This is a genomic window from Jeotgalibacillus alimentarius, from assembly GCF_000829445.1.
In the GTDB taxonomy this organism is placed as follows: domain Bacteria; phylum Bacillota; class Bacilli; order Bacillales; family Jeotgalibacillaceae; genus Jeotgalibacillus; species Jeotgalibacillus alimentarius.
Map to the genome: position 1 here is coordinate 294,021 of NZ_JXRQ01000008.1, position 23,263 is coordinate 317,283.

Consider the following 23,263-nt stretch of genomic DNA (forward strand, 5'->3'; position numbering starts at 1 on the left):
AACCTCCTTACTCACAATCAATATGCGTAATCACCTGAGTCAGCGTGTTAATGACATGCTGATCACTGCAGCTATAATAAAAATGATTCCCGTCACGTCTTGATTTTACTAACCTGAGTCCTCTTAATGTTCTCAGCTGATGTGATACGGCAGACTGAGACATGTTCAGCACTTCTGTTATATGCGTGACGGAACACTCCTCCTGCGACAGCAAATATAGTATTTTGATCCGGGTAGGATCAGCAAGTACTTTAAACGTTCTTGAAGCTTCCTCAACTGTTTTATCTGATAAAAACTGATGGTTTTTTTTATCCACGATCCTACCTCCATGTAATATCTATATGATCATATGTTCATATAGATACAATAAATGAAAAATATATATTTGTCAAAAGACTTTGCTGGTCTGATGAAATAAAAAAGACATGCACAATTAAATTTGAATTGGTCATGTCCTGAATATTATATTTGTTTAGTTCAAAAATCTTTTTATAGATTGCTATGTTGTTTTTCTTTTATTTAAGATAAGTTCATAACCAAACGTCAGAAGGATTCCTATCGTAAATATAGAAAAGGTTGATATTAAATTTTTATCGAAAATTAAGTAATAAAAATTATTTCCAGCAAGTAAGAACAGAAAAACATAAAAACCAAAGACTAAGCTGCGTGTTGAATTTTTCATTTCGCTTTCTGACATATCTCTAAATAGTTTCATAAAAAACATCCCTTATATGATTGTGGTCGATAAGAGTGAATACACTGGTATGATTTTTGTTAAGATCTTCGCTGAGCAAATCTGCCGATCAAAAACGTCCCGGCAATACAAAGAATGATCGTGATCAGTGAATTGAAGAGAAAGTTAAAATCGAATTCACTCACCTCTCTGTAGTCAGTTTCACCGACACCCTGCAGTAAATACTGTCCGCCATTGTAATCGAAGAGAAGGAATGAAAGGATAATACCAATAACCAATCCAATCAGGAATTTTATCAAAATAACCACCCCATCAGTATGAGTTAAACATCTGCAAGCGCAACAATTTCTTCAATCACACGATCCACATCATCCGGATCATTGACCACAAATAAATAGTCGGCTTCACCTTCATCAGGGTCTGCGATATCCGACAGTTCTGATTCTTTCTCCTGTCTGATCAGCACATCTTTAAAAGTAGTATAGGGACCCCTGAAAATATTTGTATCACGCGCGCTATTCTCTACCCGTTTATACAGAATGTCATCTGAAAGGTCAAAGTGAACGAGGATACGGGTGAACTCATTTTCACTGTAGATTTCTTCAAGCAAATACTGCCTTGTGCTTTTAGCACGATTGGAATTGCTCACGATAAAATGGAATCCTGTATATTCTTTTGCATACTCAACAACTAATTTCGTTAAGGAATGCTTTAAAATGTTCGGTCCTTCTTTTGGCTGCAGCATCTTATAATATGTATTCAGAAACTCAGCATGAGCATCCTGATCCATCACGAAAGAGTTAGTCAGCTTTTGTTCAAGCTGTCTTGCGAAAGTAGTTTTACCGCTATGGGTTTTACCAACTGTAATAATCGCGAGTCTTTTCATGTGACCTCCCTATGTTCTGATGATTTTCAATACATGCTTGCAACTCCAAACATGACGGCACAAATAAAGGCGAACGTGAGCAATCCTCCGATGATTGTATAATTGTGAATGTCCTGATTATGCTTTAAACGCTTTAAAATAATGATCAGATTGACGTACCATAGTACACCGAGTAGAGGTATAGTAATGAATATGAGAGCCATCTATTTGTTTCGCTCCTTCTATGTATTGAGAAATAACTTTGTATTAATATACCATAAATTAAATGTTTCCCTCCCTGGTAATGGTCATTTTCTGAAATATAATTGTAAAAATGAGGATTTTTTCGTTTGGTTAACAATTATTCAAAAAGACAATAGAAAATTTTTTATCGTAATTGTTGTCGAGGTAAATTGCGAGAGAAAACAAATAAACACCCCAAAATGATCCAAGGTTGATCAATTTTGAGGTGTTTATATTTTAGTTGTGAATAAAACTATTATTTACTTAAAGGTGTAATATTTAAGGTGAAAATATTTAAAATATAAATTCTAAAAGCAATTATCTACTACATCACCCAAACTAAAAAACTCTAAAACAGCCTTTTGTGTTTCACCTGGTAATGCTCTTGTCGATAGTGTTACAGCTTTTTTAATAGAACTTGTCTTGGAAAGACCTAAGTTTCTTTGATGTTTGTATGCTGTGATAATCGTTTTTGTCATAGAGTTTAATCCACCCATTAATTTGGCAGCCTTCTTCACTTTTAAAATTTTCGCCCATGGTAACGCATTGATGACTAGCGCTTTACCAGCACTGGAAATACATGACCAAACGCCCATTGTAGTTATTTGCCCAGGTTCTTTTATTTCAATCGTTTTTAAATTTTCTCCATCAGCCACAAATTTATAATCTCTAAATTCATCACCTTTGTTTTGATTTAACCATTTTACTCCGGAGTTAATGCCTTGTTCAGCAACTTCTTCGGGCATTTGGTCAATTAGCTTTAATAAAGGATCTAATGTATCCTGTATTTGTTCAACTTCTGAATTAATTTGATCATCAGAAATATTGGCATTTTGTTCTGCATTAGCTACTGGTATTGCAAAAGCTGTAGTGAAAATTAAAGATAAGCACATTGTAATGACTAGTTGTTTTAGACTTTTCTTCATTGGAATTCTCCTTTACACTGTATTTGTATGTAACTAATTTGGTCACTAGTAATTTTAACATATTTTAGTTTTAATAGGAGGTAATTATGAAAAAAAGTATATTTTTTCTTCTTTTAATCATAGTAGCAGGTTCATTTGTTATTAACCTATTTGTTGATAGTGAAGCCACTAGAACAACTATAAATATCATAGGATTAGTAGCAATTATTGTGATCGCTTTTGGTACAAGAATGAACTTTTCAAAGTCCTCAGAAAACTGATCATGTGAAAAAGCGTTTCTTATCTTAAGGAACGCTTTTTTTAATATGATTACCGCCGCTTAAACATTAGCTTCGGATCTTAAGAGTCAAAGACCTCACCAAATAACTATTTTTAAGTGGGAATCTCCTCTTATCACTGTCTTGTTTAATTGTACTTATATTGCGTTTTGATATTTACTGTTTGATATGGTCTTTAGAATGTTTTCTATTTCACGTGGAGTCATTTTTTCATCTAATAAACATCATCCTTGTGAAACGAGATGTGCTTGGTTTTAGAAGAACAATTCCCTTATCATGACAATTTCGTTATGGTAATCTTATATTAAAAATGAGAACGTTTACTTTTAAAAAGAGTGGAGGAGGAATAATTGAAAAAGTTTACTTTACTGCTGACGATGCTATTACTCAGCGCCTGCTCCAATCCTGATCTTGAGAACACAAATGATGTAACGCTGCGCTTTTGGGATGGGAGTGAGCCGGCGGGAAATGAAGAATTTATTAAGGATGATGGCGATATAGAGACGTTTGTCAGTGCGACTGAGAATGCTGAAGTGCTTGAGGAGGGGACAGTGATCAATACTCCGCCTCTTTTAAAATATTCATTAAGGCAGGATGAAGAAAATCTGGATTATCACTTATGGATTTCGGAACAGGGTGAAGGATATATACAAAGCCTGATCTCTGAAGGCACCCGCACTTATCAGCTGGACGAAGAGTCAGTTGAGTCATTAGAAGATTTTTTGGCAGGGTATGACACTGTAACGTTTTTGAATGAAGTCACCTTTGAGTAGATTACGGTTTTAATAAGTCTGGAGGACCGATCCATGCCAAACTGTAAAAACTGTCAATACAAATGGAGCTTTTTTGAAACAATGAAGATAGGTTTTGCTAACAGCAGGAAATGTCCGAATTGTGGCGTTAAGCAGTATGTCTCGACCAAATCGAGAAAGTCTGTGTATATGATTTATATGATTCCATTAATTATCCTTCTCTTTGTCCGGCCGCTACTGGAGTCGATTGGTATGAATAGTTTCTTTTCCATAACACTTGTTGTCCTTTTTATGATTGCTTATATTTTGTATATTCCTTATACGGTCAGGCTTTCAAATGAGCAGGAGCCTTTGTGGTGAATGAACAACATAAAAGGTCCGGAACCTCCATATATCGGAGGGTTCCGGACCTTTTGAATTATTGCCCGTTGAATTCTTCTGCCTTCATTGCCTGGGCAAGTGTGCTGTAAATCTCAATGTCTTTAAAATTAAGCCCCAATTGAACAGCTGTCTGCGCGATTTGAGGACTGATGCCGGACAGAGCTGTCTGTACACCAATCAGCTTCAAGCCGCTGATCAATTGAAAGATTTGCTGGGCAACCATCGTATCTATGATTGGAACGCCTGATAAATCAACAAATAACTTCTTCAACTGCTGATTGGCACTTTGTGTCAGTGTTTTCCCAAAAACCACTTGTGCTCTATGTGTATTGATTTCACCTACAAGCGGAAGAAAGCCTATATCTTTTGTCAATGAAATGACAGGTGCACTCATTTCAATGATCATTTCCTGTTGTGCATGCAGTCTCAGCTCTGCAGCTTTAGAATGCTGGACGGTAAATTCCAGGATAATCTGGTTAATGGAATCAACGACCTTATTAGCCCAGGCCATCATTTGTTGATAGGTCGTTTCCTCTGAAGATTGGAGCACAAAATCTTCAATAGCTTTCATATATTGCTGCTGCGTTCTGAAAAACTCCTGAATGATATCTTCAAGAGGTGTGGTTTGATGGGCTTCATCTGTAGCGATGCTTTCAATCCAGTCCTGAAAACCTTCAAAATAATCTGCCTGGTCCGGTTTAAAAATATGGCAAAAACGAAGGTGGAAATCTCTGTTCTGACTCTTAATCCTCTGAATAGCCTCCGGATTAGTCGATCCGTATACCCCGTCTCTGTTTTTATCTAATGAGTCGTACCATTCTTCAGTTAATGCTTCTGCTTTATTACATAAAAATGTATGTAAATCTTGATCTCTCAGCATTTTATAAGTCCTCTCCGCTACTCGTAAAATATATAACTTCTTTTTTCAAATTGTATTCCCTTTATGACAAGAATGAAACTGTATTGTGGAAATTATTAGAATCTTATTTTCTCATATATTCTCATCAATTTCTAATCTTACTCAAGCTTTCTTCTCATCTTGCCTGGCTAATATAAGAGTAAGAACAAACAAAATAAATTTTCAGGAGGCGTTAAGTATGAAAAAAGTAGTAGTAGGAACAGTGGCAAGCGCAGTGATTTTAGGTGGAGCGATTGGTGCAGGTGCGATGACAGGCGGATTTAGTTCAGCAGATCCCGCTCCGGCTGAGAAGTCAGATCTTCTTACAGTGGAAGAAGCGAAAGACAAGGCGCTCGCAGAATATGAGGGTGTTGTGGAGAGTGTGGAGCTGGAGAGAGAAGCCAATGGATATAAATATGAGATTGATGTCAGAAACGATGATATGGAATATGACCTGGACCTTGACGCATCAAATGGAGAAATCCTGAAAGCGAAGGAAGAACGTGACGATGACTCGGATGACGATGATCGTAATGATGATAACAGTACAACAGCTGCTTCAAATGGAACTGCAGGCAGCACAAGTGAAGACTACATTACTCAGGAAGAGGCTGTAGAGATTGCGCTGGCTGAAGTGTCAGGAACACTTGAGAGCGTAGAGCTTGATGATGACGATGGAAGAGCAATGTATGAAGTGGAAATCAATACTGACAGCGGTGACGATGATGATGCGGAATTCGATATTGATGCAGTGACAGGAGAAATTTTAGAGATGGATATGGACTAAGTTGAATAGGTTAGAGAGAGCCGGCCGGGTGTGGCCGGCTTTTTCGTGTTGTAGTGCAGGGTGAAGGAATGTCCGCCAGTCGCAAGCTCCGGCACCGCCCGTTATCCGCTAAGCCCCAGCATCCTTACCTCCACCTAAAGGAATCCACCCCCGAAGCCGAGAATCATAATAGAAAGACATCAATCATACAGGTCATGTATCGTTTCCTGCATCTCATGTTCTGAATCCTGCATGTGATGCAAAATGTGAACAAGACTGGCAAAACAAATTACATAATGAAGTAGAAGAAGGGGAGGCACAATGAAGATAAAAATTGACATTGACCCTCAGCATGAGGAAACGCCTGTCATTACGATACAGGTGAAGGAATGGACAGACGAGGTGGAAGCAGTTGTGAAAATGCTCAGACAGCATGAGTCAGAAATGCCGGACGCAAAAGGTGCCGCTCAGCTAAAACGGATTGTGGCACTTGAAGAGGATCGTTCAATTTTACTGCAGCCGTCAGAGATAGATTATATTTTCGCAGAGAAGCGGAAGGTCTTTGCGATGGCAGGTGGCCGTACACTTGAAATGAGAATGAAACTCTATGAGCTGGAAGAGGTTTTGTCATCGCACGGCTTCATTAGATTCTCAAAATCCGTTCTTGGCAATCTGGATCAAGTTGACCGTTTCGAGCTCTCATTTAATGGGAATCTTTGCGTGTATTTTAAGTCAGGCAGCAAGGAATATGTGACAAGGAAATATGTTCATGGCCTGAAGGAGCAGCTGCTGGATGGAGGTGGACAGCGTGATGAGTAACTTGATTCTGCGTATTTTTGGAGGGTTTGGCGTTGGAGCGGTTTTTACGCTCGTAGTATTGATTCTGACCTTTAATGGGTCTGATGAAGTGGAAGTTACTGCGATTACATTAAACCTCTTGGGCAGTATGCTCACAGGTGCTTATTTTAGTGTCGCTGCGCTGATATTCAGTATTGAAAAGTGGAGCATGCTGAAGCAGACTGTCATACACTACAGCTTATCACTTATCCTGATGTTTCCGGTATTTACACTGTTAACGGGGTGGTTCCCGCTTAATGCGCGCGCGCTGCTCATTGGCTTCATTGTTTTTACAGTCACTTATATCCTGAACTGGTTCGGATGGCACTCCTACTATAAACAGCTTGAAAAAAGAATGAATCAATCCATTCAAACACGACGTTAACACAAGGGAAAGGGGATCGAAAAATGATTAATATTCGTGAAGTCAGTAAAAGTTACGGTCCGATTAAGGCGTTGCAGCATGCGGATCTTCATATTGAAAAGGGCAGCTGTTTCGGTCTGGTTGGTCCAAATGGTGCCGGGAAGTCCACGCTGATGAAAATATTAGTCGGGATACTGGAAGAGTTTGGCGGGACTGTGGAGATCGGAGGCAAACCGGTTCATCAATACCGCCGCGATATTAAGCGTCAGATCGGCTATGTGCCGCAGGATATTTGTCTCGAGGAAACGCTGACGGCACGTGATAATCTGCTGCTGTTCGGTCAGTTGTACGGTCTATCCGGTAAGGATTTGAATGAACGGATCAGTGAAGTGCTGACACTTATTGGCCTTGAAAAGCGTGAGAAGTCTATTGTCTCAACTTTTTCCGGTGGGATGAAGCGACGCCTGAATATCGGATGTGCTCTGCTGCACGCGCCTGAAATCATTATCCTCGATGAACCAACTGTTGGCGTCGATCCGCAGTCGCGCCGGGCGATTTTTGAACTGATTCACGAGTTGAAGGCAGAAGGGAAGACGATTGTCTATTCGAGTCATTACATGGAAGAGGTTGAGCAGCTGTGTGACAGCATCGGTTTTATTGATCAGGGCATGGTGGTTGAACATGGGACGATGAAAGAGGTTTTCGAGAAACATCGACACTCTTCTATCTTTATCGAAGGAGAACAGATTACAGAAGAAGTTCTTGCACCTTATGGAGAATTGACGGTGCGGGAAAATGGTTATGTCATTACCAGTATTGACCCGCTGGCCACACTTCAAAAGGTTGCACTTGCGCTGCACAGTCAGGCTGTTCAGCCGACGCGGCTGGAACTAAGCCAGACGAAGCTTGAAGGTATCTTTTTTGAACTAACCGGGACACAACTGAGGGATAAAGGATAAGGAGGAGCCTGTTATGAATGCTATTGCGAAGCTGGAGTTTAAAAAGAAAATACAGGATAAGGGCCTGTGGTTCTGGACATTTATTCTGCCGATTGTTTTTATTGTTGGATTTATTTCGATTTTTGGTGGCAATACAGGTGCTGATTCCGAGCAGCTTGTCGTTCAGATTGTGCCCGGCTATACGGTGATGTTTTCGTTCTATATCATGATTTCAATTGTGATCGCGTTTATTAAAGACCGTGACAGCGGAATGACAGCCAGGATTGCGAGTACCCCGCTCCCGACGCTGCAGTATTTTATGGGCAAGTGGATCCCTTTTATTCTGATTGTGCTGATTCAGATTGCCGTGCTGTTCGGATTTGGGGTAGCTGTCTATGATATGCCGCTTGGAAACACATTTGCGCTGATCATGATTTCGGTTGCGCTGGCCTTTGTCTCAACAGGATGCGGGATGGCCATGGCTGTTATCGCAAAGACTGAAAATATGGGGATTGCTCTGACGCAGGTCATTGCGCTAGGAGGTGCAATGCTTGGCGGACTCTGGATGCCTGTAGAGTTCATGCCGGATATCATGCAGAATATCGCACAATTCCTGCCGCATTACTGGGCGCTTCAGGGCTACCAGACGGTGATTCTTGACGGAGGAAATGTACTTGATGTTTGGGCTTCGCTGCTTGTGCTAATTGCTTATGGCGCTGTCTGTATTGGCATTGCACTGTCTGCTTATCCACGTTATTTAAAGTTATCAAAAAGCTGATCTGCAGAAGGCTGCGTGTTTCTCATCAAATTCTAATCTTCTTCATGCTATCCTCTCATCTTGACCGGATAATATAGAATCAAGAACAGAAAATATCCTAATTTCTGAGGAGGAATTATAGATGAAGAAAGTTGTAGTGGGAACCATAGCAGGTGCAGTAATTTTAGGTGGAGCGATTGGGGCAGGTGCAATGACTGACGGGTTTCAGAACTTCGAATCAGTTAACCCTGCTGCTTCAGAACCATCAGATCTGATCAGTGTGGAAGAAGCGCAGGAGAAAGCGCTCGCTGAATATGACGGTGTGATTGAGAGTATTGAGCTTGAAGGAAAGCGTGACGGGTATGTCTATGATCTTGACATCGATAATGGTGATATGGATTACGACCTCTACATGGATGCGTCTACAGGTGACATTTTGAGAGTGGAAGAAGAGCGCGATGATGACGACGATAACGGTTCGGCAGCAAATCCGGAAGCTTCAACTGAAGATTATATTTCCCAGGAAGAAGCAATTAATATTGCACTTGAAGAAGTAGAAGGCACTCTTGAAAGTGTAAAGCTGGATAGTGATGACGGAAGTGTTGTGTACGAAGTGGAAATCGATACTGGCACATTCAGTGATGAAGCAAGTCTTGATATTGATGCTGTGACAGGTGAGGTTCTTGAAGTGGATATGGACTGATCGTGCAAAAAAGCCGGCTTGGGATGCCGGCTTTTTGTGTGGAATGAATTGCAGGCTCAAGTGTAGACCACTTCTGTAGCAAAGTCAGCTTGTCCGCCAGTAATCCGTGGTCACTCCTCGAAAGCAAGATTCACCGGCTCATCTCTCGCCACAAATTCAGTCTGTAGGTTCGTAGTCGGTGTCTTTTTATCCACTTCTTCAAACGTAACTGAATCTGCCCATATACACCCGCTGCCGGAGAGAATCATGCCAAAAGAAACCATTGCACTGTTTTCAGGAACATCAAGTACGATCGTATAATGATTCCAGTTTGACGTACCCTGAAGCGGGCGGTCACTCATATTATCAAACTGCAGCACTTCCTCAGACGCGCTGTCCACCCGCATCCATAAAGAAGCCATATGCTGCACATTTTCTGTTTTCAAAAACGCAGAAAGCTTCATCCGTCTCCCTCTATATTTGTCAGCCTTGAACTGCTGCATCATTGTCGCAAATTCACCGTCTGCCGGGTTCACCGTCTTTGATCTCAAATAACCGGATTGCTTACCCTGGTGAACGCTTTCAGTATCTGCACCCGCTTCATAATTAAATGGATGGCTGCCGCTTAGAAACCAGCCTGTTAACTTTTCTTCCATCTGCAATTCCTCCTTATGATCCACTAATTTCATCATCTGCCTGCGGTACTGCCCTGGTGGAACCCCGTATACCTTTTTAAATGCCCGTGTAAATACTTCCTGAGAATCGAAGCATAAATGGAATGCGATATCAATAATCCGTGCATCTGTGTGGATCAGTGCTACTGCTGCATTTGTCATTCTCCTATTTCTTATATACTCAGAAAATGACATGCCGACTGACGCCTGAAACAGACGGTGAAAGTGGTATTTTGAAAACCCTGCATAAGCAGCAATATCTTCCGCCGTTATGTCCTCATGTAAATGCTCTTCAATCCAGTGAATCGTCTTCTGAATGATCGCTTCATTTGTCATGCTGTCACCTGCCTTTGAATCAATGATAGCAGACTGATTTGAGGTAGTTTTGACTTTTTTTGCTAAGTGCACGCAGGTCGGGTAGCAATCTTCAAAGTGTGATCTCGTATCCGCCCTCAGAGTCGAATGACCATGTCCACAAAAAACTCACACCCTCCAGCCTTTTCTGTAAATCCATTTGCTTTACACACCTCTATATGGATATTATATCCATATAGAGGTGTGTAAAAGACAAGGGGGTGCCATATGCCGATTTTAGAGGCTGGCAATATTGTAAAAGTGTATGGGGAGTCAGGTCAGGAGCATTCCACCACGGCGTTAAAGGGAATCGATCTGTCTATCAATAAAGGTGATTTTATAGCGATTATGGGTCCATCTGGGAGTGGAAAGTCCACTCTGTTGAATATCCTTTCAGGTATGGATCAGCCGACAAGCGGTGATGTCACAATTAATGATGAGAAGATCAGTGAGCTTAAAGACGACGATCTCGCTTTGTTCAGACGGAGGGAACTGGGATTTATTTTTCAGGATTTTAACCTGCTGGACAGCTTAACCGTTAAGGAAAATATCATTCTTCCTATGGTATTGGAAGGTAAATCAGCGGATGAAATGGATAAGAGAGCTGTTTATCTGTCGAGACTGCTTGGTATTGAATCTATTCTTGATCAGTATCCTTATCAGATTTCGGGCGGTCAGCAGCAGCGAACTGCAGTGAGCCGTGCGCTTGTGAATGAGCCAGGGGTTATTTTAGCGGATGAGCCGACCGGTAATCTGGACTCTTCTTCGTCTGCTGCGATCATGGAATGTTTTGAAAAGGTAGTGGAGGAGCTTTCTACAACTGTTATTCTGGTGACGCATGACGTGTTTGCCGCGAGTTATTCTCAGCGGGTCGTCTTTTTACAGGATGGGGCTATTCATTCCTCAATTCAGAAGCCGGGCAGCCGGGAATCATTTTTAAAGCAGATCATTGATCATCAGCGTACATTTGGAGGATCCAGTCATGTCTTTTAGCCGGATGGTTCGAAAAATGATCAGACACGACGCTAGAAAGTACATATTTTATTTTGTCTGCAACAGCCTTACTGTCATGCTGTTTTTTATATATGCTGTGTTATTTTACAACGATGATGTCACAAAGGCGAAGATGGCTGAGACAATCCAGTATGCATTAACCATTCCGGGGATTGCGCTGATCGTCTTTACCATCTTTTTTATCAGTCATGCCCATCACCTTTTTATTAAAAGCAGAAATCGTGAGTTTGGTCTGTTCAGAATACTGGGTATGACAAATCGGGATGTTGTGAAGCTGCTTGTGATGGAAAATGGATTGATCGCTTGTTTGTCGATTATCACAGGTCTGATGAGCGGACTTCTGTTCTCCCGCTTATTCTTCTCATTATTAACAACAGTACTGAACATACAGACGATTTCTTACGGACTGAACGTCCAGATGTTTGCAGCAACGATTCTGGTCTACTTACTTGTATTTGCTACAGCAGTAGGAAGAACACTTTATATGATCCTCACACAAAATCTGATTCTCACTTTGAAGAGTGACAGGGTCGGAGAGGTGGTGAAGCTGAACAGCCCGCTTCTTGGCGGAATAGGAGCCGGTCTGATCATTTTTTCTGTGGCGGGACTTTATCTTACTTATACAGGAAATCAGGGTGATGACTATATTTTTATCTGGATGATCCTGACAATGGTCGGGCTTTATTTCAGCATCAATCAGCTCTCAAGCCTGCTGATTAAAATGGTCAAAAAGAGCAAGAGAATGTATTACAAAAACTTATTATCCTTAAGCAGCCTGGACTATAAATTCAAACAGTTAACCTCCACGCTTATGCTTGTCAGCGTCATGATTATGGTCACTGTTCTCTATAGCACGATTGTGTTATTCACTTACCTTGATACCGCCCGTCAGATAGAGGAGCGCCACCCCTATGATCTTGCCTTCTTACAAACCGCTGAGAAGAATCAGCTGACAGAAGAGCAGCTGTACAGCATTGTAGATACTGAAGAAAATCATGTTCAGGCGCATGATACATTGCCGGTTTTCACGTTTTTTCAGGAGGATGAATATGCAGGCTGGATCAGCACTTTTCATTTAGTGAGTGTTCAGGCGTTCAACCAGATCACTTCAAATTCTATTGAAGTGAAGGCGGGGGAATATATTTTTCATCCCAATCAGCCTGCTGCAGATCCTGACGGAGCATATGAGTTTCAACTGAAATTTGAAGGTACAGCTCCTGCTCAATCCTATATTCAGGATGATACATTTGTTCAGAGCACCCTGAACTATCTCGGAGGGGAATTCATTTTGGTCAATGAAGAGGACTTTGATGCTCTGAAAACTCACCTGAACGGCTTTGATGCCACGATGAATTTTATCAATATTGCAGACTGGAAATCAGCTTTTGAAGTGACTAGGAATCTTGAAACTGCATTTGCAACGGTCAATCAGCGCACACCTCCTGTAACATCAGAATCCGATGAAGGTACTTCGGACGAACGACTCTTCAGCGTTGTTTCAAAAATGGAGGACGCTGCGATCAACCGGCAGACAGATGGACTGACCTTCTTTGTTATATCCTTTCTCAGCGTTTTATTTCTGATCGGCTCATTTGTCATTCTCTATCTAAACTTGTTCTCAAATATTGAAAAAGAGCGCTTAAGATTCAGCAATCTTCACAGAATTGGCGTAACCGTTCCTGAAATCAAAAAGGCGATAGCGAAGGAACTTATTCCTGTCTTTTTTATTCCGACACTTACAGGTATCACGCTGGCATTGCTATACATGATTGCCATGGCCACTGATATTGGAGGGATTCTGCAGAACCCGGGGGTGCTGGTCAATTTTTTGGTAATAGCGGCTCTGTATTTTATACTGCAGGTTATATTTTACTTTTATTCGAAGTGGAGAATGGTGGCTGCTGTGGTGAAGGGGTTATAGTGTGATCAGAGTCTTACAGATCAAATCCGGCATGAATTGTCGGATCACACTTTTCAATCGCTGTTATCCTTTTTCACAAGGAGGTCATGAGAATGAATACATTAAAAGATTTTAACGAAGCTATCAGCTATATTGAAGAAAATCTGACGGCTGAGATTGAGATGAAAGAAGCTGCGAGGCGGGCAGGGTGTTCTGAATACCACTTCCGGAGAATGTTTTCATTTCTTGCGGGTGTCTCGTTATCTGAATATATACGTTTCAGACGGCTGACGCTTGCTGTTTCTGACCTGCAGGATCATCGGGTCATCGATCTGGCAGTGAAATACGGGTACCAGTCGGCTGATGCTTTTTCAAGAGCGTTTCAGAGCTATCATGGCATCACACCTGCAGAAGCAAGAACAACAAATCAAGCGTTAAAATCATTCTCTCCAATGACCTTCCAGCTGACAATCAGAGGAGGAGACAATATGAATGTACGCATTGTGGAAAAAGATGCATTTCGTATGATTGGTTTGAAAAAGAGGGTGCCGATCGTATTCAATGGCGTGAACCCGGAGATTGAAAAAATGTGGCACAGCCTGACTGCAGAGCATATTCAGGAGTTAAAGCAGCTTTCGGATATCGAACCCAAAGAAATGATCAGTGCCTCTGTAAACTTTTCAGAAGGCAGAATGGAAGAAAAGGGCGGGCTTGACCATTATATAGGTGTGGCATCAACCGAAGTCTGTCCTGATCATTTTGACTGCCTGGAAGTTCAGGCTTCCAGCTGGGCAGTGTTTGAAGCAGTCGGCCCGTTCCCTGATACACTGCAAAATATCTGGGGCAGAATCTATTCGGAATGGTTCCCTTCCAATCAGTTCGAGCAGACAAAAGGACCTGAAATTCTATGGAATGAGCAGCCGGACACCACTTCGCCGGATTTTAGGAGTGAGATTTGGATCCCTGTTAAAAAGAAATGATGAATACAGCAGACCTGGCCAATTTGGTCAGGTCTGTTTTTGGAAAAGTGTAGAAAATTGGCAGGGATTCTTACATCAAAGTAGAAGGTTATAGTCATGAAGGAATGGTTTTCGATTAATGGTGGAAGCTATTTTGACCATACGTGGCTGAGCTGGCTCGATCATAATGCCCTTAAAATATGAATGTGAATCAGGGAGGCTGTCATGTATGGCAGTAATGAGTTACAGCAATGCACGAAAAAATTTTAAAAAAGTGCTTGATCAGGTTCATCAAAACAGTGAACCTATAGTCATTTCAAGAAACAATGGTAAAAATGCAGTTGTAATTTCGGAGGAGGAATACAATCGTTTGATGGAAACAATTTATTTGATGCGCAATCCAAAGAATGCGATCAAATTAATTGAGTCAATTGAACAAATTAAGATAAATGAATAAGAAATTACGTCCTTTTTGCTACAATATATTTACATCAACAAAGCAGGTGAACATTATACAGCGAATCTATATCATATCCGGACCAGCAGGTGTCGGGAAATCGACAACCTCAAAAATGCTGGCTGAATCATTTGAGCACAGTGCTTATATTGAAGGTGATGTGATCAATCATATGGTGGTCGGCGGGTACCTTCCTCCATGGGAAAGTGAAGCCTCACTGGAACTGGTTTGGAAAAATATCGCGGACCTCAGTATTAATTTCATTGAGGCTGGTAAAAATGTCGTCATTGATTACGTAGCTTTTCCAGAAGAAGTTGAATTATTTTCGCAGCGTGTATCCAGCCAAATGCCAGACTTAGAGATCATGTATGTTGTGCTGTGGGCGGATCGTGATGAATTGCTGAAAAGAGACGCAGAGAGAATCAAAGATCACCAAATGGGTGGCAGGTGCCTGGAATTGGTGCAGGAATTTGAAGAAAAAGGCTTAAAGCAGCGTTATCTATATGATACAACACATACAGAGCTATCCAATCTTGATCAGATAATGAAAGAAATTAAGAGTAATTCTGCATTCGTGTACTTATCGCTTTTATAAAAGTTTACAGAAAGGATGAAGCATGATGACTAAACACAAAATCTACACAATGAGCTTCGCCAGTGTCTATCCTCATTACATTAATAAAGCGGAGAGAAAAGGCCGTACAAAAGAAGAGGTTGATGAAATCATACGCTGGCATACAGGGTACAGTCAGGAAGAACTTGAGGCTGAGATTGAGAAGAAAACTGAATTTGAAACGTTTTTTGAACAGGCGCCTGAACTGAACCCTTCCCGAAAAGCGATCAAAGGTGTGATTTGCGGTGTGAGGGTGGAGGATATTGAAGAGCCGATCATGCAGGAGATTCGTTACCTGGATAAAATGGTTGATGAATTGGCCAAGGGGAAAAAGATGGAGAAAATTTTACGGGCGTAACACGTTGAAAGGGGTGACCTATTCATGAACTTAAAAACAGGTAACCGCCTGGTGCAGACATTCTGATAGCGGATTGTGCCAGGCTATGAATAGAGCTATCCGAATGGCTGCACCATTTTCATTGAATTACTAAATGAAAAAGGGGCGGTTATGATGAAAACATATATTGAAGATTGGTTAAAGGAAGAAAAAGCAGGTTTCTCAGGGTGGGATTTTTCCAGGCTGGAAGGCCGAACAATGGAACAGGCTATTCCCTGGGACTACAAAAACATTGTATTAAATGCTTTGCAGAATGACATGCAATTACTTGATATGGGAACAGGCGGCGGAGAATTTCTGCTGAAGCTTGGGCATCCGTATGAAAAGACTGCTGTCACAGAGGCATGGGAGCCGAATGTGGAGCTATGCCGGGAAAAGCTTGAACCACTTGGTATTCAGGTAGAGCAGGTTTTCGATGATGCTGTCCTGCCGTTTGCAGATGACACATTTGACCTGATTATTAACCGTCATGAAGCGTATGATGTCTCGGAGGTTAAAAGAATTCTGAAGCCGGGCGGACTATTCATTACCCAGCAGGTGGGCGGCCGGAATAATGAATGGCTTTCTTCATTTTTAATGCCGGGCTATCGTTCTGAGTATGATGGTTTTGCTGTTAAAAATGAAGCTGCGAAGTTTTGTGATGCAGGCTTTGATCTATTAGATTAGAAAGAAGCATTTCCTTATCTACGCTTCTATGATGTTGGAGCAATCGTTTACTACGCTAAGATCATTGAATGGGAATTTCCCGGGTTTTCAGTTGAGAAGCAGCTGGAGCAGCTGATGGAATTGCAGAGAATGGTGGAGGAAAAGGGTTATGTTGAATCTAAAGAGCATCGGTTTTTAATTGTTGCTGAGAATAGATAGAGTGAGAGGCCTCCTGCTGATTGCGGGAGGCCCTTTTTGTAGTGCTTCGTTAAGGTTCGATATTCCAGAGGTATTCAGCAGCATCGTTGGGAATTTGAAAAATAAAATTCATATTTTTAGTCTGAAATTCAATGAATGGAATCCCCTCAAAAGAAGTAATAGAAGCGACTTTGTTAAGCTCATTATTACTTGCAGCAGCATCTCCGGGTTTTACTGTACCTTCCTGATACATTAAAAAAGTATGGCTCTTTACGGCATCTGAAGGTAGAACATCATTATCCCACTCCTGAATCTCCAGGCGGTTCACGAACTTGTCAATTTCCTCCTGATGATTAAGTGTACTCAGCACTTCTTCAGCAATATCAGCTGACACGATATCAATTTTCTGTGCCTTTTCAAGGTCCCAGTTAACATCGTTTTCTTTATTACTGCTGCACCCCATTAACATGATAGAAATACCCATCATTAATATTGCTGCAAAAAAGAGTTTCTTCACTTCCTCAGCTCCTAATATAATACTTGATGTGTAATATATTACCACTTATCTCAGTCATACACGATGACCCTGAGCTGTATTTGGGATAGGACCTGAGGCGTAGTGTGGCAATAGAGTATTGTCGGTATGGAAGAAGGTTGCCCTTACAAAAGGCAGAGCGGTATTGCTAAGTTAGTTACTGGTAGCAGAGGGGCGAAGGGGAAAATATTGAAATGATGAAACCCTGGAACTTAGTGAAGGAAATTGGAGATGTGCTGAAAGAAAATTAACCACACTGAAGGAACCCCGATCGCATGGCTCCCTCCTCTCCCTTCAAAAAATTACATCTTGCGCAGTCAAGCTAATTCGATTACCATCTAATTAGATAAAACAAAAGGGAGGTAATTCCCATTCAATTAATCAGACTGGTTTCATTTTATAAAACGCTTGGTGATAAAACCCGAATCAGAATTATTGTTCTTCTCAAAAATGGACCGCTTCACGGGCAGGCCATTGCGGGAAAGCTTGGACTGAAGCCGCCGACGATTACACATCATCTCAACAAACTGAAAGAAATAGATGTGGTGTATCAGAGAAGAGAGAAGAATACGATTTATTTTTATCTGAATGAGCGGAAGCTTGAGCAGATGGTAAGTTCGATAGTGAGGCTTGGCGGGGATGAGATGTTTGAATCCTTTGAGCTTAATGGAGGTGAAAAAGCTAAGATCATTAAAAACTTTACGAATGCGGATGGGACGCTGAAGTCTCTTCCAGCCCAACGTAAAAAGAAACTGATATTGCTTGAATATATGCTGAGAGATCTTGAAGCCGGCAGGAGTTATAAGGAAGCAGAGCTGAATGAGCATATTAAGAAATTTTATCCGGACTTCGCAACTGTCCGCCGTGAGTTTGTCATGGCCCAGTTCATGTACCGACAGGACGGGATATATGAGTTGAATCCACCGGAAATGTGGCCTGTTTAAGCAGGCTTCATTTTTTGTTTACTAATTCGATAAGTATCTAATTAGATTGGAGGAGACTATGAAAATGCTAAGTGAAGAAAGACATTATCGTTATTTATTTCTGAGTGCTTTGACTAATGGGGTTGGTGCACGCTTTTCACAGGTGGGTGTATATGCGCTCATTTACCTGTTAACGGAATCAGGGTTGGTCTTAGGTTCTTTAATGGCAGTCAGGATCCTCCCGACGATTATATTTGCTCCAATCAGCGGGATGCTGGCTGACAGGTATGATAAAGCGCAGATTTTATACTATACAGATTTGTTGAGAACACCTTTTGCCGTCCTGCCGCTGTTTGCAATGACATCTGATTCTATCTGGCTGCTTTATGTCAGTTCATTTGTTCTGGCTGTTGGGGAAGCGATCTATCAGCCTGCGCGATATTCCTTTATTCCTGACATTGTAAAGCGGAAAAATCTCCTTGCAGTGAACGGACTTGAGCAAAATGTCATTGGTCTCACGCTCGTGATTGGCTCGCTTTTAGGAGGAGTAATTTCCTTTCTGACGAGTGTCTACGTATTATTTATGATTCATGCAGTCTGCCTGGTTATCGCTGCGCTGTTTGTTAAGAGGCTAATTGGAATCCGCTCAGAACAGTCAGACACGGATAGAGGTCATGTTGCATTTAGAGAAACAGGGATGCTGATTCTGCAGGTGCCGTTGCTGCGCGTTTTTCTTATGGTCATGCTCTTAATGCCAATTGCAAATGGAGTAGATAATGTCATTTTTAATTTGATTGCGCTGGATGTCTTTGAACAGGGAGATCTGGGTGTCGGCTTGATCTATGCCTCTCTTGGTGCCGGTCTGATGTTGAGTTCTGTAGTGATGAAAAGGCTGAAAGGAAGCTATATTCTGCTTGGTGTACTGATGATCATGTTTGAAGGGGCCGGACATCTGGTGCTCAGTCAGTCCCAGTCCTTTTGGCAGGCACTGATTTTTGCGAAAATGATCGCAATGACTGGAGGTGTCAGCAACATTTGTTTTGATACGGTGCTGATGAAAGTCCTTCCTGCTGAAAAACGCGGTACACTGTTTGGCACGTTGTCTATGGTACAGAATGGTTCGATGGGCGTTTCTATGGTCGGGGCCGGGTTTCTGGTTGAATGGTTTTCACCGCTGCAGTCTTCTGTTATAGTCGGGACTGCTTATATCGGATTTGCGCTATTGTTCTTTATTACTTTTAAAATGGTGAACTTTCGCTGGTCTGTAAGTCGGCTGAGAAGAGGGCGTCATGTTGCAGGATAAGGGTAGTGTATTGTTAAAAGAGGTGACTGAAGAATCCTCACCGCCACCTGTCACCTTTTTTGAGCAAGCATCCCAATCACCTATCCAATCAGCATCAGCACACCTATCAGGCACTTCAGAATGTTTGATTTCTATATTTACAATGAGTTGGTAGGTCAATCTGCAGTCTTCTATTCCCCGCGATCCTCAACCGGAGAATACTCTTTCTCCCAACTGGTCGGACCTTCGTTTGCTTCGATAAATGTTCTCCAGTATTCACCCGTTTCATGATCAAACATAATGAGGTTATTCTCATTCGGTGAAATCAGCTCATATCTGTGCTCGCTGTTATTTTCAACCGGAGCCGATTCCTCATTCAACCCCTGAGACATGATCCAGGCGGCAGCTACTATACAAACGCCCAGAAACATGATTGACACTGCCTGCAGATATTTTTCCATTATGTATCATCTCCTTACAGATATATCCTACCATCAAATAATATGATCAGGAACTACGGAATGAGAATTTTTAGAAAAAACCCACAGTTTAGTAGAATCAGTATTTCGGTTCGGTTAAACTGAGAAGTATAAGCATAGTTGGAAATTTAAAGGAGTGTTTGTGTCATGCCTAAGGAAAACAGAATTGCATCATTGCTGAAGATGATTGGCTATGTCATTTTTGGATTAACTGTCCTGATTACTTTCATTCAGCTTCCGTTGATTAATCCGACATTTTTAATGCTGCTGACTTTTTTCAGCGGGTTTATAACAGGGATGATCTTTATTGGGCTTGGAGAAATTATTGAATTGCTTCAGTCGATCCACAATCGTCAAATCCTCACCACACATGTAGAAAAACCGGCAGTGGAAGAGCAGACTCCGGAAGTTACGGTCAGAAAAAGCACTTTAGATGAAACTGAAAGGAATGAAATCACGGAATTTTTCGGGAAGAAGGGAAAAGCAGTCACAGATATTCAGCCGATGGATGAAGAGGATTATTATCTGGTGACTGTGGACGGTGAGAAGCTTGCTGTTGAGTTAGGCGGATTCCAGCCGGTTGTGCGAAAGAGGTATTAGCAGACTTATGATCTTATTCTTATCTTACTTGATTTTATTAATCGTGGTAACGGCTGCAGGTGTCTTAATGGCGCATTACGCTTTCAATAAGCTCATTGAGAGTGAAGATCTCAAAGACCTGATCGCATACGCCATATCCTCTCTCACAGCTTTTCTACTAAGCCTGATTCCCGGCCTGGGAGCTACTCTGTTTTTGGAGATTATATCGCTTTCCTATCTCGCAGTTCTGATCGCTGAGTATATAAAACAGAGAATTCGCAAGAGAAAAAAATCCAATAGCAATGGTTCTTTCAGGAGGTGACTGCCATGGAAGCAGCAATTGTGAACTTCGTGCTGATGGTGCCTTTTTTGATCATAGGTGTGGTATTTTCCAGAGGGAAAGGTGCCTCACTGATCGCGGGATACAATACGATGCCTGAAGATGAGAAAGCAAAGTATGATGAAGTTGCCTTATGCAAGTTCATGGGAAAGATCATGTACGGGGTGAGCTTTAGCTTGTTGCTGTTTGGGCTGAGTGAGATATTGAATTTCCCGATTTTGTTAGGTGTGGGAATCGTACTCCTATTTGTTTTAATCATCTTCGCAGTCGTTTACAGCAATACAGGTGATCGTTTTAAAAAGGGGCTATAACCCTTTTAAGCAGGATTGAATCATGTTCTTGAAAGGGTGGCTGATGTGTTTGAAATGCTGATTGGTTATATCGTAGCGCTATTTATTTTTCAGCCATTAAATGTATGCATTCATGAGGCCGGTCATGCCGCTTTTGCCAGGGTGTTTGGTGGAAAGGTTGAAAAAATTGAAGTCGGAATTGGTGATCCGCTGTTTACAGTGGGCAAATACATACAGGTAAATAAAGTGTTCTTTATGATGGGGATGCTGAGGTATGACAATAAACTGGATCAAAATCGCCATAAAATCAGATTATCATTCGTAGCGCTGGGAGGAGTTTTGTTTAATTTATTGTCTATTGCGGGTTTAATCATATTCAAGGTCTATACAAATCATCACCACTTCCTAGATGGTTACTTTTTTGGATTTACAGCAGTGTTAATGATTTCAGCATTAATTCCGGTTACATATTCTACTGGGTATGACAGTGATGGGAAGTGGCTTGCTGATATATGGAAGAGGTGAGACGGTCATGATCGAAAAAGGCGATCTGCATATCAGGCTGATGACAGCCAGTGACTTTGATCACATGGTTAAATGGCTGAACAATCCGCAGGTGCTGGAGTTCTACGAAGAACCCCCTTCTGATATGGCAAGAGTCCGGCGGAAGTACGGACCAAGAATAGAAGGATCGCATTATGTTACGTCGTGTATCGCCATCTATCAAAATCAGCCGATTGGTTACATTCAGTATTATCCGATTCAGCAGGATGACTTCGTTACATATGGTCTGGATCAGAATCAGAACGTTTACGGCATTGATCAGTTTATCGGTGAGCCTACGTTGTGGGGGGAAGGGATCGGGACAGCGGCTGCAAATATTTGATAGTGAGTGTGATTTTATCCGCCATTATATTTCTGGGAGGTCCACAACTTGAACAGACTGAATCATATCAGAAGCGAAGAGAAGAAATATCATGATTATTGCTATGATAACTATAAATTATTTGAACAGGGCTCATGGCTTTATAAGCCTGTTCAAACAGTGATGGATTTGCTCCATATGGTTGAAAAAGATCATCCACTGATTTTGGACCTTGGTTGCGGTGTTGGCAGGAACAGTATACCTTTGGCACAGGCAGTCAAACCGCATAACGGAAAAGTGATATGTGTGGATTTGTTAGATTCAGCGATTGTAAAGCTGAATCAGTACCGGAAAGAATTTGACGTTGAAGAGGAGATTGAACTGCATCAGGCAGATATAGGTCAATATCAAATCAGCACGGAACAATATGACTTAATTGTTGCCGTTTCAGCGCTTGAGCATACTGCTTCTGAGAGAGAGTTTGAAGAGGTCTTAAAGCGGATGGCAGATGGTACAAAGCCATGTGGCATCAACTGTCTGATTGTGAACTCTGAGATGAAAGAAACGGATCTTTTTACTGGAGAAGAGCTGGATGCATTGATGGAAGTGAATCTTTCTACGGCCGTCATGATGAACAACCTGGAGCGCGCATTTACAGGGTGGGAAGTACTCCGTGAATTGGTTAAGCCACTTGTATACGAGATAGTTCGCGGAGAAAGAAAGGTTTTACTTGAGACGAATGCGATTACGTATGTGGTGAGGAAGAGTTAAATGATCAAAAACATTGATATAAAGGATAACAAAACCGCGGAAGCAGTGCTTCAGCTACAGCTATCTTCTTATAAAATCGAAGCTGACATCATCGGGTATCAGGATTTGCCTCCGCTAAAAGATACAGCCGCTGACCTGCAGCAATCAGGAGAAGTATTTTTGGGCTATTTTATCGATGAGAAACTGGCAGGGGTTATTTCTTTTAAACTTGAACAAAATGAAGTTGATATTCACAGGCTGATCGTAAGTCCACATTATTTCAGACAGGGTATCGCACAGCAGCTGCTGACGGATTTGAAGTCGCGTTCACAGAGGGAAACGATTAAGGTAGCGACTGCTTCAAAGAATGCTCCTGCAATTAGGTTTTACTTAAAGAATCGTTTTAAGAAAACAGGAGAGATCAAAATCAATTCACAGTTATCTTTGTCTTTTTTTGTGAAGATTTATAGAGGTGAGTGTACTTAAATAAGGAGAGATTAGGAGGGGTGGCAGTAAATATAACGGTTGGATTAACCCACTTCAAGTCAATTGTTCGAAAGGAATCTCTATATGAAAGTAACTTCGAGTGCTGGTTGTCTTACTATAAAGAATATCAGACTATATTTGA

At 41.5% G+C, this 23,263-nt stretch carries 32 protein-coding genes; 24 read left to right on the forward strand and 8 right to left on the reverse strand.

Annotated features, from left to right (window positions below; all coding sequences use genetic code 11):
- Positions 1 to 7 precede the first annotated feature (7 nt).
- From KP77_RS02620 to KP77_RS02645, 4 genes are all read right to left on the reverse strand, one after another.
- Positions 8 to 316, reverse strand: coding sequence for an ArsR/SmtB family transcription factor (locus KP77_RS02620; RefSeq protein WP_041121156.1), 309 nt, complete (start codon positions 314 to 316; stop codon positions 8 to 10).
- Positions 317 to 774: 458 nt separating this feature from the next.
- Entirely contained in the window at positions 775 to 993 is a 219-nt protein-coding gene (locus tag KP77_RS02630; protein ID WP_041121158.1) for a hypothetical protein, read from the reverse strand.
- A gap of 23 nt (positions 994 to 1,016) precedes the next feature.
- Positions 1,017 to 1,580, reverse strand: a complete 564-nt coding sequence (locus KP77_RS02635; RefSeq protein ID WP_041121159.1) for an AAA family ATPase — start codon at positions 1,578 to 1,580, stop codon at positions 1,017 to 1,019.
- Positions 1,581 to 2,110: 530 nt separating this feature from the next.
- The gene (locus tag KP77_RS02645; RefSeq protein ID WP_041121161.1) at positions 2,111 to 2,728 is read right to left on the reverse strand and encodes a hypothetical protein; all 618 of its coding nucleotides are present in this window, start codon (positions 2,726 to 2,728) and stop codon (positions 2,111 to 2,113) included.
- A gap of 86 nt (positions 2,729 to 2,814) precedes the next feature.
- Between KP77_RS02645 and KP77_RS18295 the strand changes: the two genes are divergently transcribed.
- The 3 genes from KP77_RS18295 (at position 2,815) to KP77_RS02655 (ending at position 4,118) form a co-directional block, all read left to right on the forward strand.
- The gene (locus KP77_RS18295) at positions 2,815 to 2,988 is read left to right on the forward strand and encodes a hypothetical protein (protein ID WP_200889043.1); all 174 of its coding nucleotides are present in this window, start codon (positions 2,815 to 2,817) and stop codon (positions 2,986 to 2,988) included.
- A gap of 368 nt (positions 2,989 to 3,356) precedes the next feature.
- Positions 3,357 to 3,779, forward strand: coding sequence for a hypothetical protein (locus KP77_RS02650; protein ID WP_041121162.1), 423 nt, complete (start codon positions 3,357 to 3,359; stop codon positions 3,777 to 3,779).
- 33 nt (positions 3,780 to 3,812) lie between these two features.
- Positions 3,813 to 4,118, forward strand: coding sequence for a TIGR04104 family putative zinc finger protein (locus KP77_RS02655; RefSeq protein ID WP_041121163.1), 306 nt, complete (start codon positions 3,813 to 3,815; stop codon positions 4,116 to 4,118).
- 58 nt (positions 4,119 to 4,176) lie between these two features.
- Here the strand turns inward: KP77_RS02655 and KP77_RS02660 are convergent, their stop codons facing one another.
- Complete coding sequence (locus KP77_RS02660; protein ID WP_041121164.1) at positions 4,177 to 5,019, reverse strand: STAS domain-containing protein; 843 nt, start codon at positions 5,017 to 5,019, stop codon at positions 4,177 to 4,179.
- 217 nt (positions 5,020 to 5,236) lie between these two features.
- On the opposite strand from KP77_RS02660, the gene KP77_RS02665 reads away from it, so the two are divergent.
- The 6 genes from KP77_RS02665 to KP77_RS02690 all read left to right on the forward strand — a co-directional run bounded on the left by KP77_RS02665 (position 5,237) and on the right by KP77_RS02690 (position 9,402).
- On the forward strand, positions 5,237 to 5,824 hold the full coding sequence (locus tag KP77_RS02665; protein WP_041121165.1) for a PepSY domain-containing protein: 588 nt from the start codon (positions 5,237 to 5,239) through the stop codon (positions 5,822 to 5,824).
- Between the two features lie 300 nt (positions 5,825 to 6,124).
- Positions 6,125 to 6,622, forward strand: a complete 498-nt coding sequence (locus KP77_RS02670; RefSeq protein ID WP_041121166.1) for a LytTR family DNA-binding domain-containing protein — start codon at positions 6,125 to 6,127, stop codon at positions 6,620 to 6,622.
- A complete protein-coding gene (locus KP77_RS02675; RefSeq protein WP_052473922.1) occupies positions 6,615 to 7,025 on the forward strand; it encodes a DUF3021 domain-containing protein in 411 nt (136 codons plus the stop codon). The genes KP77_RS02670 and KP77_RS02675 overlap by 8 nt, the downstream gene beginning before the upstream one ends.
- A 23-nt stretch (positions 7,026 to 7,048) precedes the next feature.
- Entirely contained in the window at positions 7,049 to 7,963 is a 915-nt protein-coding gene (locus tag KP77_RS02680) for an ABC transporter ATP-binding protein (RefSeq protein WP_041121167.1), read from the forward strand.
- A 13-nt stretch (positions 7,964 to 7,976) separates the two neighbouring features.
- Positions 7,977 to 8,720: an ABC transporter permease gene (locus tag KP77_RS02685; RefSeq protein WP_041121168.1), complete on the forward strand. Its 744-nt coding sequence runs from the start codon at positions 7,977 to 7,979 to the stop codon at positions 8,718 to 8,720.
- 121 nt (positions 8,721 to 8,841) lie between these two features.
- The gene (locus KP77_RS02690; RefSeq protein ID WP_041121169.1) at positions 8,842 to 9,402 is read left to right on the forward strand and encodes a PepSY domain-containing protein; all 561 of its coding nucleotides are present in this window, start codon (positions 8,842 to 8,844) and stop codon (positions 9,400 to 9,402) included.
- 110 nt (positions 9,403 to 9,512) lie between these two features.
- On the opposite strand, the gene KP77_RS02695 is transcribed toward KP77_RS02690, so the two are convergent.
- Complete coding sequence (locus KP77_RS02695; RefSeq protein WP_041121170.1) at positions 9,513 to 10,391, reverse strand: helix-turn-helix transcriptional regulator; 879 nt, start codon at positions 10,389 to 10,391, stop codon at positions 9,513 to 9,515.
- Between the two features lie 246 nt (positions 10,392 to 10,637).
- Between KP77_RS02695 and KP77_RS02700 the strand changes: the two genes are divergently transcribed.
- The 7 genes from KP77_RS02700 to KP77_RS02730 all read left to right on the forward strand — a co-directional run bounded on the left by KP77_RS02700 (position 10,638) and on the right by KP77_RS02730 (position 16,415).
- Entirely contained in the window at positions 10,638 to 11,402 is a 765-nt protein-coding gene (locus tag KP77_RS02700) for an ABC transporter ATP-binding protein (protein WP_041121171.1), read from the forward strand.
- Positions 11,392 to 13,344 (forward strand): ABC transporter permease, encoded by a 1,953-nt coding sequence (locus KP77_RS02705; protein ID WP_041121172.1) that lies wholly within the window; start codon positions 11,392 to 11,394, stop codon positions 13,342 to 13,344. The genes KP77_RS02700 and KP77_RS02705 overlap by 11 nt, the downstream gene beginning before the upstream one ends.
- Positions 13,345 to 13,436: 92 nt before the next feature.
- The gene (locus KP77_RS02710) at positions 13,437 to 14,303 is read left to right on the forward strand and encodes an AraC family transcriptional regulator (RefSeq protein ID WP_041121173.1); all 867 of its coding nucleotides are present in this window, start codon (positions 13,437 to 13,439) and stop codon (positions 14,301 to 14,303) included.
- A gap of 208 nt (positions 14,304 to 14,511) precedes the next feature.
- Entirely contained in the window at positions 14,512 to 14,739 is a 228-nt protein-coding gene (locus KP77_RS02715) for a type II toxin-antitoxin system Phd/YefM family antitoxin (protein WP_041121174.1), read from the forward strand.
- Positions 14,732 to 15,334 (forward strand): AAA family ATPase, encoded by a 603-nt coding sequence (locus KP77_RS02720; RefSeq protein WP_152614648.1) that lies wholly within the window; start codon positions 14,732 to 14,734, stop codon positions 15,332 to 15,334. Before KP77_RS02715 ends, KP77_RS02720 begins: the two co-directional genes overlap by 8 nt.
- Positions 15,335 to 15,359: 25 nt before the next feature.
- On the forward strand, positions 15,360 to 15,710 hold the full coding sequence (locus tag KP77_RS02725; RefSeq protein ID WP_041121175.1) for a DUF2200 domain-containing protein: 351 nt from the start codon (positions 15,360 to 15,362) through the stop codon (positions 15,708 to 15,710).
- 150 nt (positions 15,711 to 15,860) lie between these two features.
- Complete coding sequence (locus KP77_RS02730; protein ID WP_235420646.1) at positions 15,861 to 16,415, forward strand: class I SAM-dependent methyltransferase; 555 nt, start codon at positions 15,861 to 15,863, stop codon at positions 16,413 to 16,415.
- Between the two features lie 247 nt (positions 16,416 to 16,662).
- Here the strand turns inward: KP77_RS02730 and KP77_RS02735 are convergent, their stop codons facing one another.
- A complete protein-coding gene (locus tag KP77_RS02735) occupies positions 16,663 to 17,109 on the reverse strand; it encodes a hypothetical protein (RefSeq protein WP_041121176.1) in 447 nt (148 codons plus the stop codon).
- A 389-nt stretch (positions 17,110 to 17,498) separates the two neighbouring features.
- On the opposite strand from KP77_RS02735, the gene KP77_RS02740 reads away from it, so the two are divergent.
- Together KP77_RS02740 and KP77_RS02745 are read left to right on the forward strand one after the other, a co-directional pair.
- Complete coding sequence (locus KP77_RS02740; protein ID WP_041121177.1) at positions 17,499 to 18,071, forward strand: DUF2087 domain-containing protein; 573 nt, start codon at positions 17,499 to 17,501, stop codon at positions 18,069 to 18,071.
- Between the two features lie 58 nt (positions 18,072 to 18,129).
- Positions 18,130 to 19,353: an MFS transporter gene (locus tag KP77_RS02745; RefSeq protein WP_084218563.1), complete on the forward strand. Its 1,224-nt coding sequence runs from the start codon at positions 18,130 to 18,132 to the stop codon at positions 19,351 to 19,353.
- Between the two features lie 170 nt (positions 19,354 to 19,523).
- Here the strand turns inward: KP77_RS02745 and KP77_RS02750 are convergent, their stop codons facing one another.
- Positions 19,524 to 19,793: a hypothetical protein gene (locus KP77_RS02750; RefSeq protein WP_041121178.1), complete on the reverse strand. Its 270-nt coding sequence runs from the start codon at positions 19,791 to 19,793 to the stop codon at positions 19,524 to 19,526.
- Positions 19,794 to 19,958: 165 nt separating this feature from the next.
- Here KP77_RS02750 and KP77_RS02755 point away from each other — a divergent pair, with 165 nt between their 5' ends.
- The 6 genes from KP77_RS02755 to KP77_RS02785 all read left to right on the forward strand — a co-directional run bounded on the left by KP77_RS02755 (position 19,959) and on the right by KP77_RS02785 (position 23,121).
- Positions 19,959 to 20,411, forward strand: a complete 453-nt coding sequence (locus KP77_RS02755) for a hypothetical protein (protein WP_041121179.1) — start codon at positions 19,959 to 19,961, stop codon at positions 20,409 to 20,411.
- 306 nt (positions 20,412 to 20,717) lie between these two features.
- The gene (locus KP77_RS02765) at positions 20,718 to 21,041 is read left to right on the forward strand and encodes a DUF3784 domain-containing protein (RefSeq protein ID WP_052473924.1); all 324 of its coding nucleotides are present in this window, start codon (positions 20,718 to 20,720) and stop codon (positions 21,039 to 21,041) included.
- A gap of 15 nt (positions 21,042 to 21,056) precedes the next feature.
- On the forward strand, positions 21,057 to 21,545 hold the full coding sequence (locus KP77_RS02770; protein ID WP_041121181.1) for a site-2 protease family protein: 489 nt from the start codon (positions 21,057 to 21,059) through the stop codon (positions 21,543 to 21,545).
- A 7-nt stretch (positions 21,546 to 21,552) separates the two neighbouring features.
- Complete coding sequence (locus KP77_RS02775) at positions 21,553 to 21,906, forward strand: GNAT family N-acetyltransferase (RefSeq protein WP_052473925.1); 354 nt, start codon at positions 21,553 to 21,555, stop codon at positions 21,904 to 21,906.
- A gap of 48 nt (positions 21,907 to 21,954) precedes the next feature.
- Complete coding sequence (locus KP77_RS02780; RefSeq protein ID WP_041121182.1) at positions 21,955 to 22,656, forward strand: class I SAM-dependent methyltransferase; 702 nt, start codon at positions 21,955 to 21,957, stop codon at positions 22,654 to 22,656.
- Complete coding sequence (locus KP77_RS02785) at positions 22,657 to 23,121, forward strand: GNAT family N-acetyltransferase (protein WP_041121183.1); 465 nt, start codon at positions 22,657 to 22,659, stop codon at positions 23,119 to 23,121.
- Positions 23,122 to 23,263 lie beyond the last annotated feature (142 nt).

What these genes read in the sequence shown, in the direction of transcription:
- KP77_RS02775 (WP_052473925.1), top strand. Translation starts at nt 21,553, where the DNA reads ATGATCGAAAAAGGCGATCTGCATATCAGGCTGATGACAGCCAGTGAC.
- KP77_RS02750 (WP_041121178.1), bottom strand. Translation starts at nt 19,793, where the DNA reads ATGGAAAAATATCTGCAGGCAGTGTCAATCATGTTTCTGGGCGTTTGT.
- KP77_RS02665 (WP_041121165.1), top strand. Translation starts at nt 5,237, where the DNA reads ATGAAAAAAGTAGTAGTAGGAACAGTGGCAAGCGCAGTGATTTTAGGT.
- KP77_RS02705 (WP_041121172.1), top strand. Translation starts at nt 11,392, where the DNA reads ATGTCTTTTAGCCGGATGGTTCGAAAAATGATCAGACACGACGCTAGA.
- KP77_RS02720 (WP_152614648.1), top strand. Translation starts at nt 14,732, where the DNA reads ATGAATAAGAAATTACGTCCTTTTTGCTACAATATATTTACATCAACA.
- KP77_RS02695 (WP_041121170.1), bottom strand. Translation starts at nt 10,391, where the DNA reads ATGACAAATGAAGCGATCATTCAGAAGACGATTCACTGGATTGAAGAG.
- KP77_RS02675 (WP_052473922.1), top strand. Translation starts at nt 6,615, where the DNA reads ATGAGTAACTTGATTCTGCGTATTTTTGGAGGGTTTGGCGTTGGAGCG.
- KP77_RS02660 (WP_041121164.1), bottom strand. Translation starts at nt 5,019, where the DNA reads ATGCTGAGAGATCAAGATTTACATACATTTTTATGTAATAAAGCAGAA.
- KP77_RS18295 (WP_200889043.1), top strand. Translation starts at nt 2,815, where the DNA reads ATGAAAAAAAGTATATTTTTTCTTCTTTTAATCATAGTAGCAGGTTCA.
- KP77_RS02680 (WP_041121167.1), top strand. Translation starts at nt 7,049, where the DNA reads ATGATTAATATTCGTGAAGTCAGTAAAAGTTACGGTCCGATTAAGGCG.
- KP77_RS02785 (WP_041121183.1), top strand. Translation starts at nt 22,657, where the DNA reads ATGATCAAAAACATTGATATAAAGGATAACAAAACCGCGGAAGCAGTG.
- KP77_RS02715 (WP_041121174.1), top strand. Translation starts at nt 14,512, where the DNA reads ATGGCAGTAATGAGTTACAGCAATGCACGAAAAAATTTTAAAAAAGTG.
- KP77_RS02670 (WP_041121166.1), top strand. Translation starts at nt 6,125, where the DNA reads ATGAAGATAAAAATTGACATTGACCCTCAGCATGAGGAAACGCCTGTC.
- KP77_RS02765 (WP_052473924.1), top strand. Translation starts at nt 20,718, where the DNA reads ATGGAAGCAGCAATTGTGAACTTCGTGCTGATGGTGCCTTTTTTGATC.
- KP77_RS02645 (WP_041121161.1), bottom strand. Translation starts at nt 2,728, where the DNA reads ATGAAGAAAAGTCTAAAACAACTAGTCATTACAATGTGCTTATCTTTA.
- KP77_RS02755 (WP_041121179.1), top strand. Translation starts at nt 19,959, where the DNA reads ATGCCTAAGGAAAACAGAATTGCATCATTGCTGAAGATGATTGGCTAT.
- KP77_RS02745 (WP_084218563.1), top strand. Translation starts at nt 18,130, where the DNA reads ATGAAAATGCTAAGTGAAGAAAGACATTATCGTTATTTATTTCTGAGT.
- KP77_RS02710 (WP_041121173.1), top strand. Translation starts at nt 13,437, where the DNA reads ATGAATACATTAAAAGATTTTAACGAAGCTATCAGCTATATTGAAGAA.
- KP77_RS02730 (WP_235420646.1), top strand. Translation starts at nt 15,861, where the DNA reads ATGATGAAAACATATATTGAAGATTGGTTAAAGGAAGAAAAAGCAGGT.
- KP77_RS02655 (WP_041121163.1), top strand. Translation starts at nt 3,813, where the DNA reads ATGCCAAACTGTAAAAACTGTCAATACAAATGGAGCTTTTTTGAAACA.
- KP77_RS02685 (WP_041121168.1), top strand. Translation starts at nt 7,977, where the DNA reads ATGAATGCTATTGCGAAGCTGGAGTTTAAAAAGAAAATACAGGATAAG.
- KP77_RS02635 (WP_041121159.1), bottom strand. Translation starts at nt 1,580, where the DNA reads ATGAAAAGACTCGCGATTATTACAGTTGGTAAAACCCATAGCGGTAAA.
- KP77_RS02700 (WP_041121171.1), top strand. Translation starts at nt 10,638, where the DNA reads ATGCCGATTTTAGAGGCTGGCAATATTGTAAAAGTGTATGGGGAGTCA.
- KP77_RS02725 (WP_041121175.1), top strand. Translation starts at nt 15,360, where the DNA reads ATGACTAAACACAAAATCTACACAATGAGCTTCGCCAGTGTCTATCCT.
- KP77_RS02690 (WP_041121169.1), top strand. Translation starts at nt 8,842, where the DNA reads ATGAAGAAAGTTGTAGTGGGAACCATAGCAGGTGCAGTAATTTTAGGT.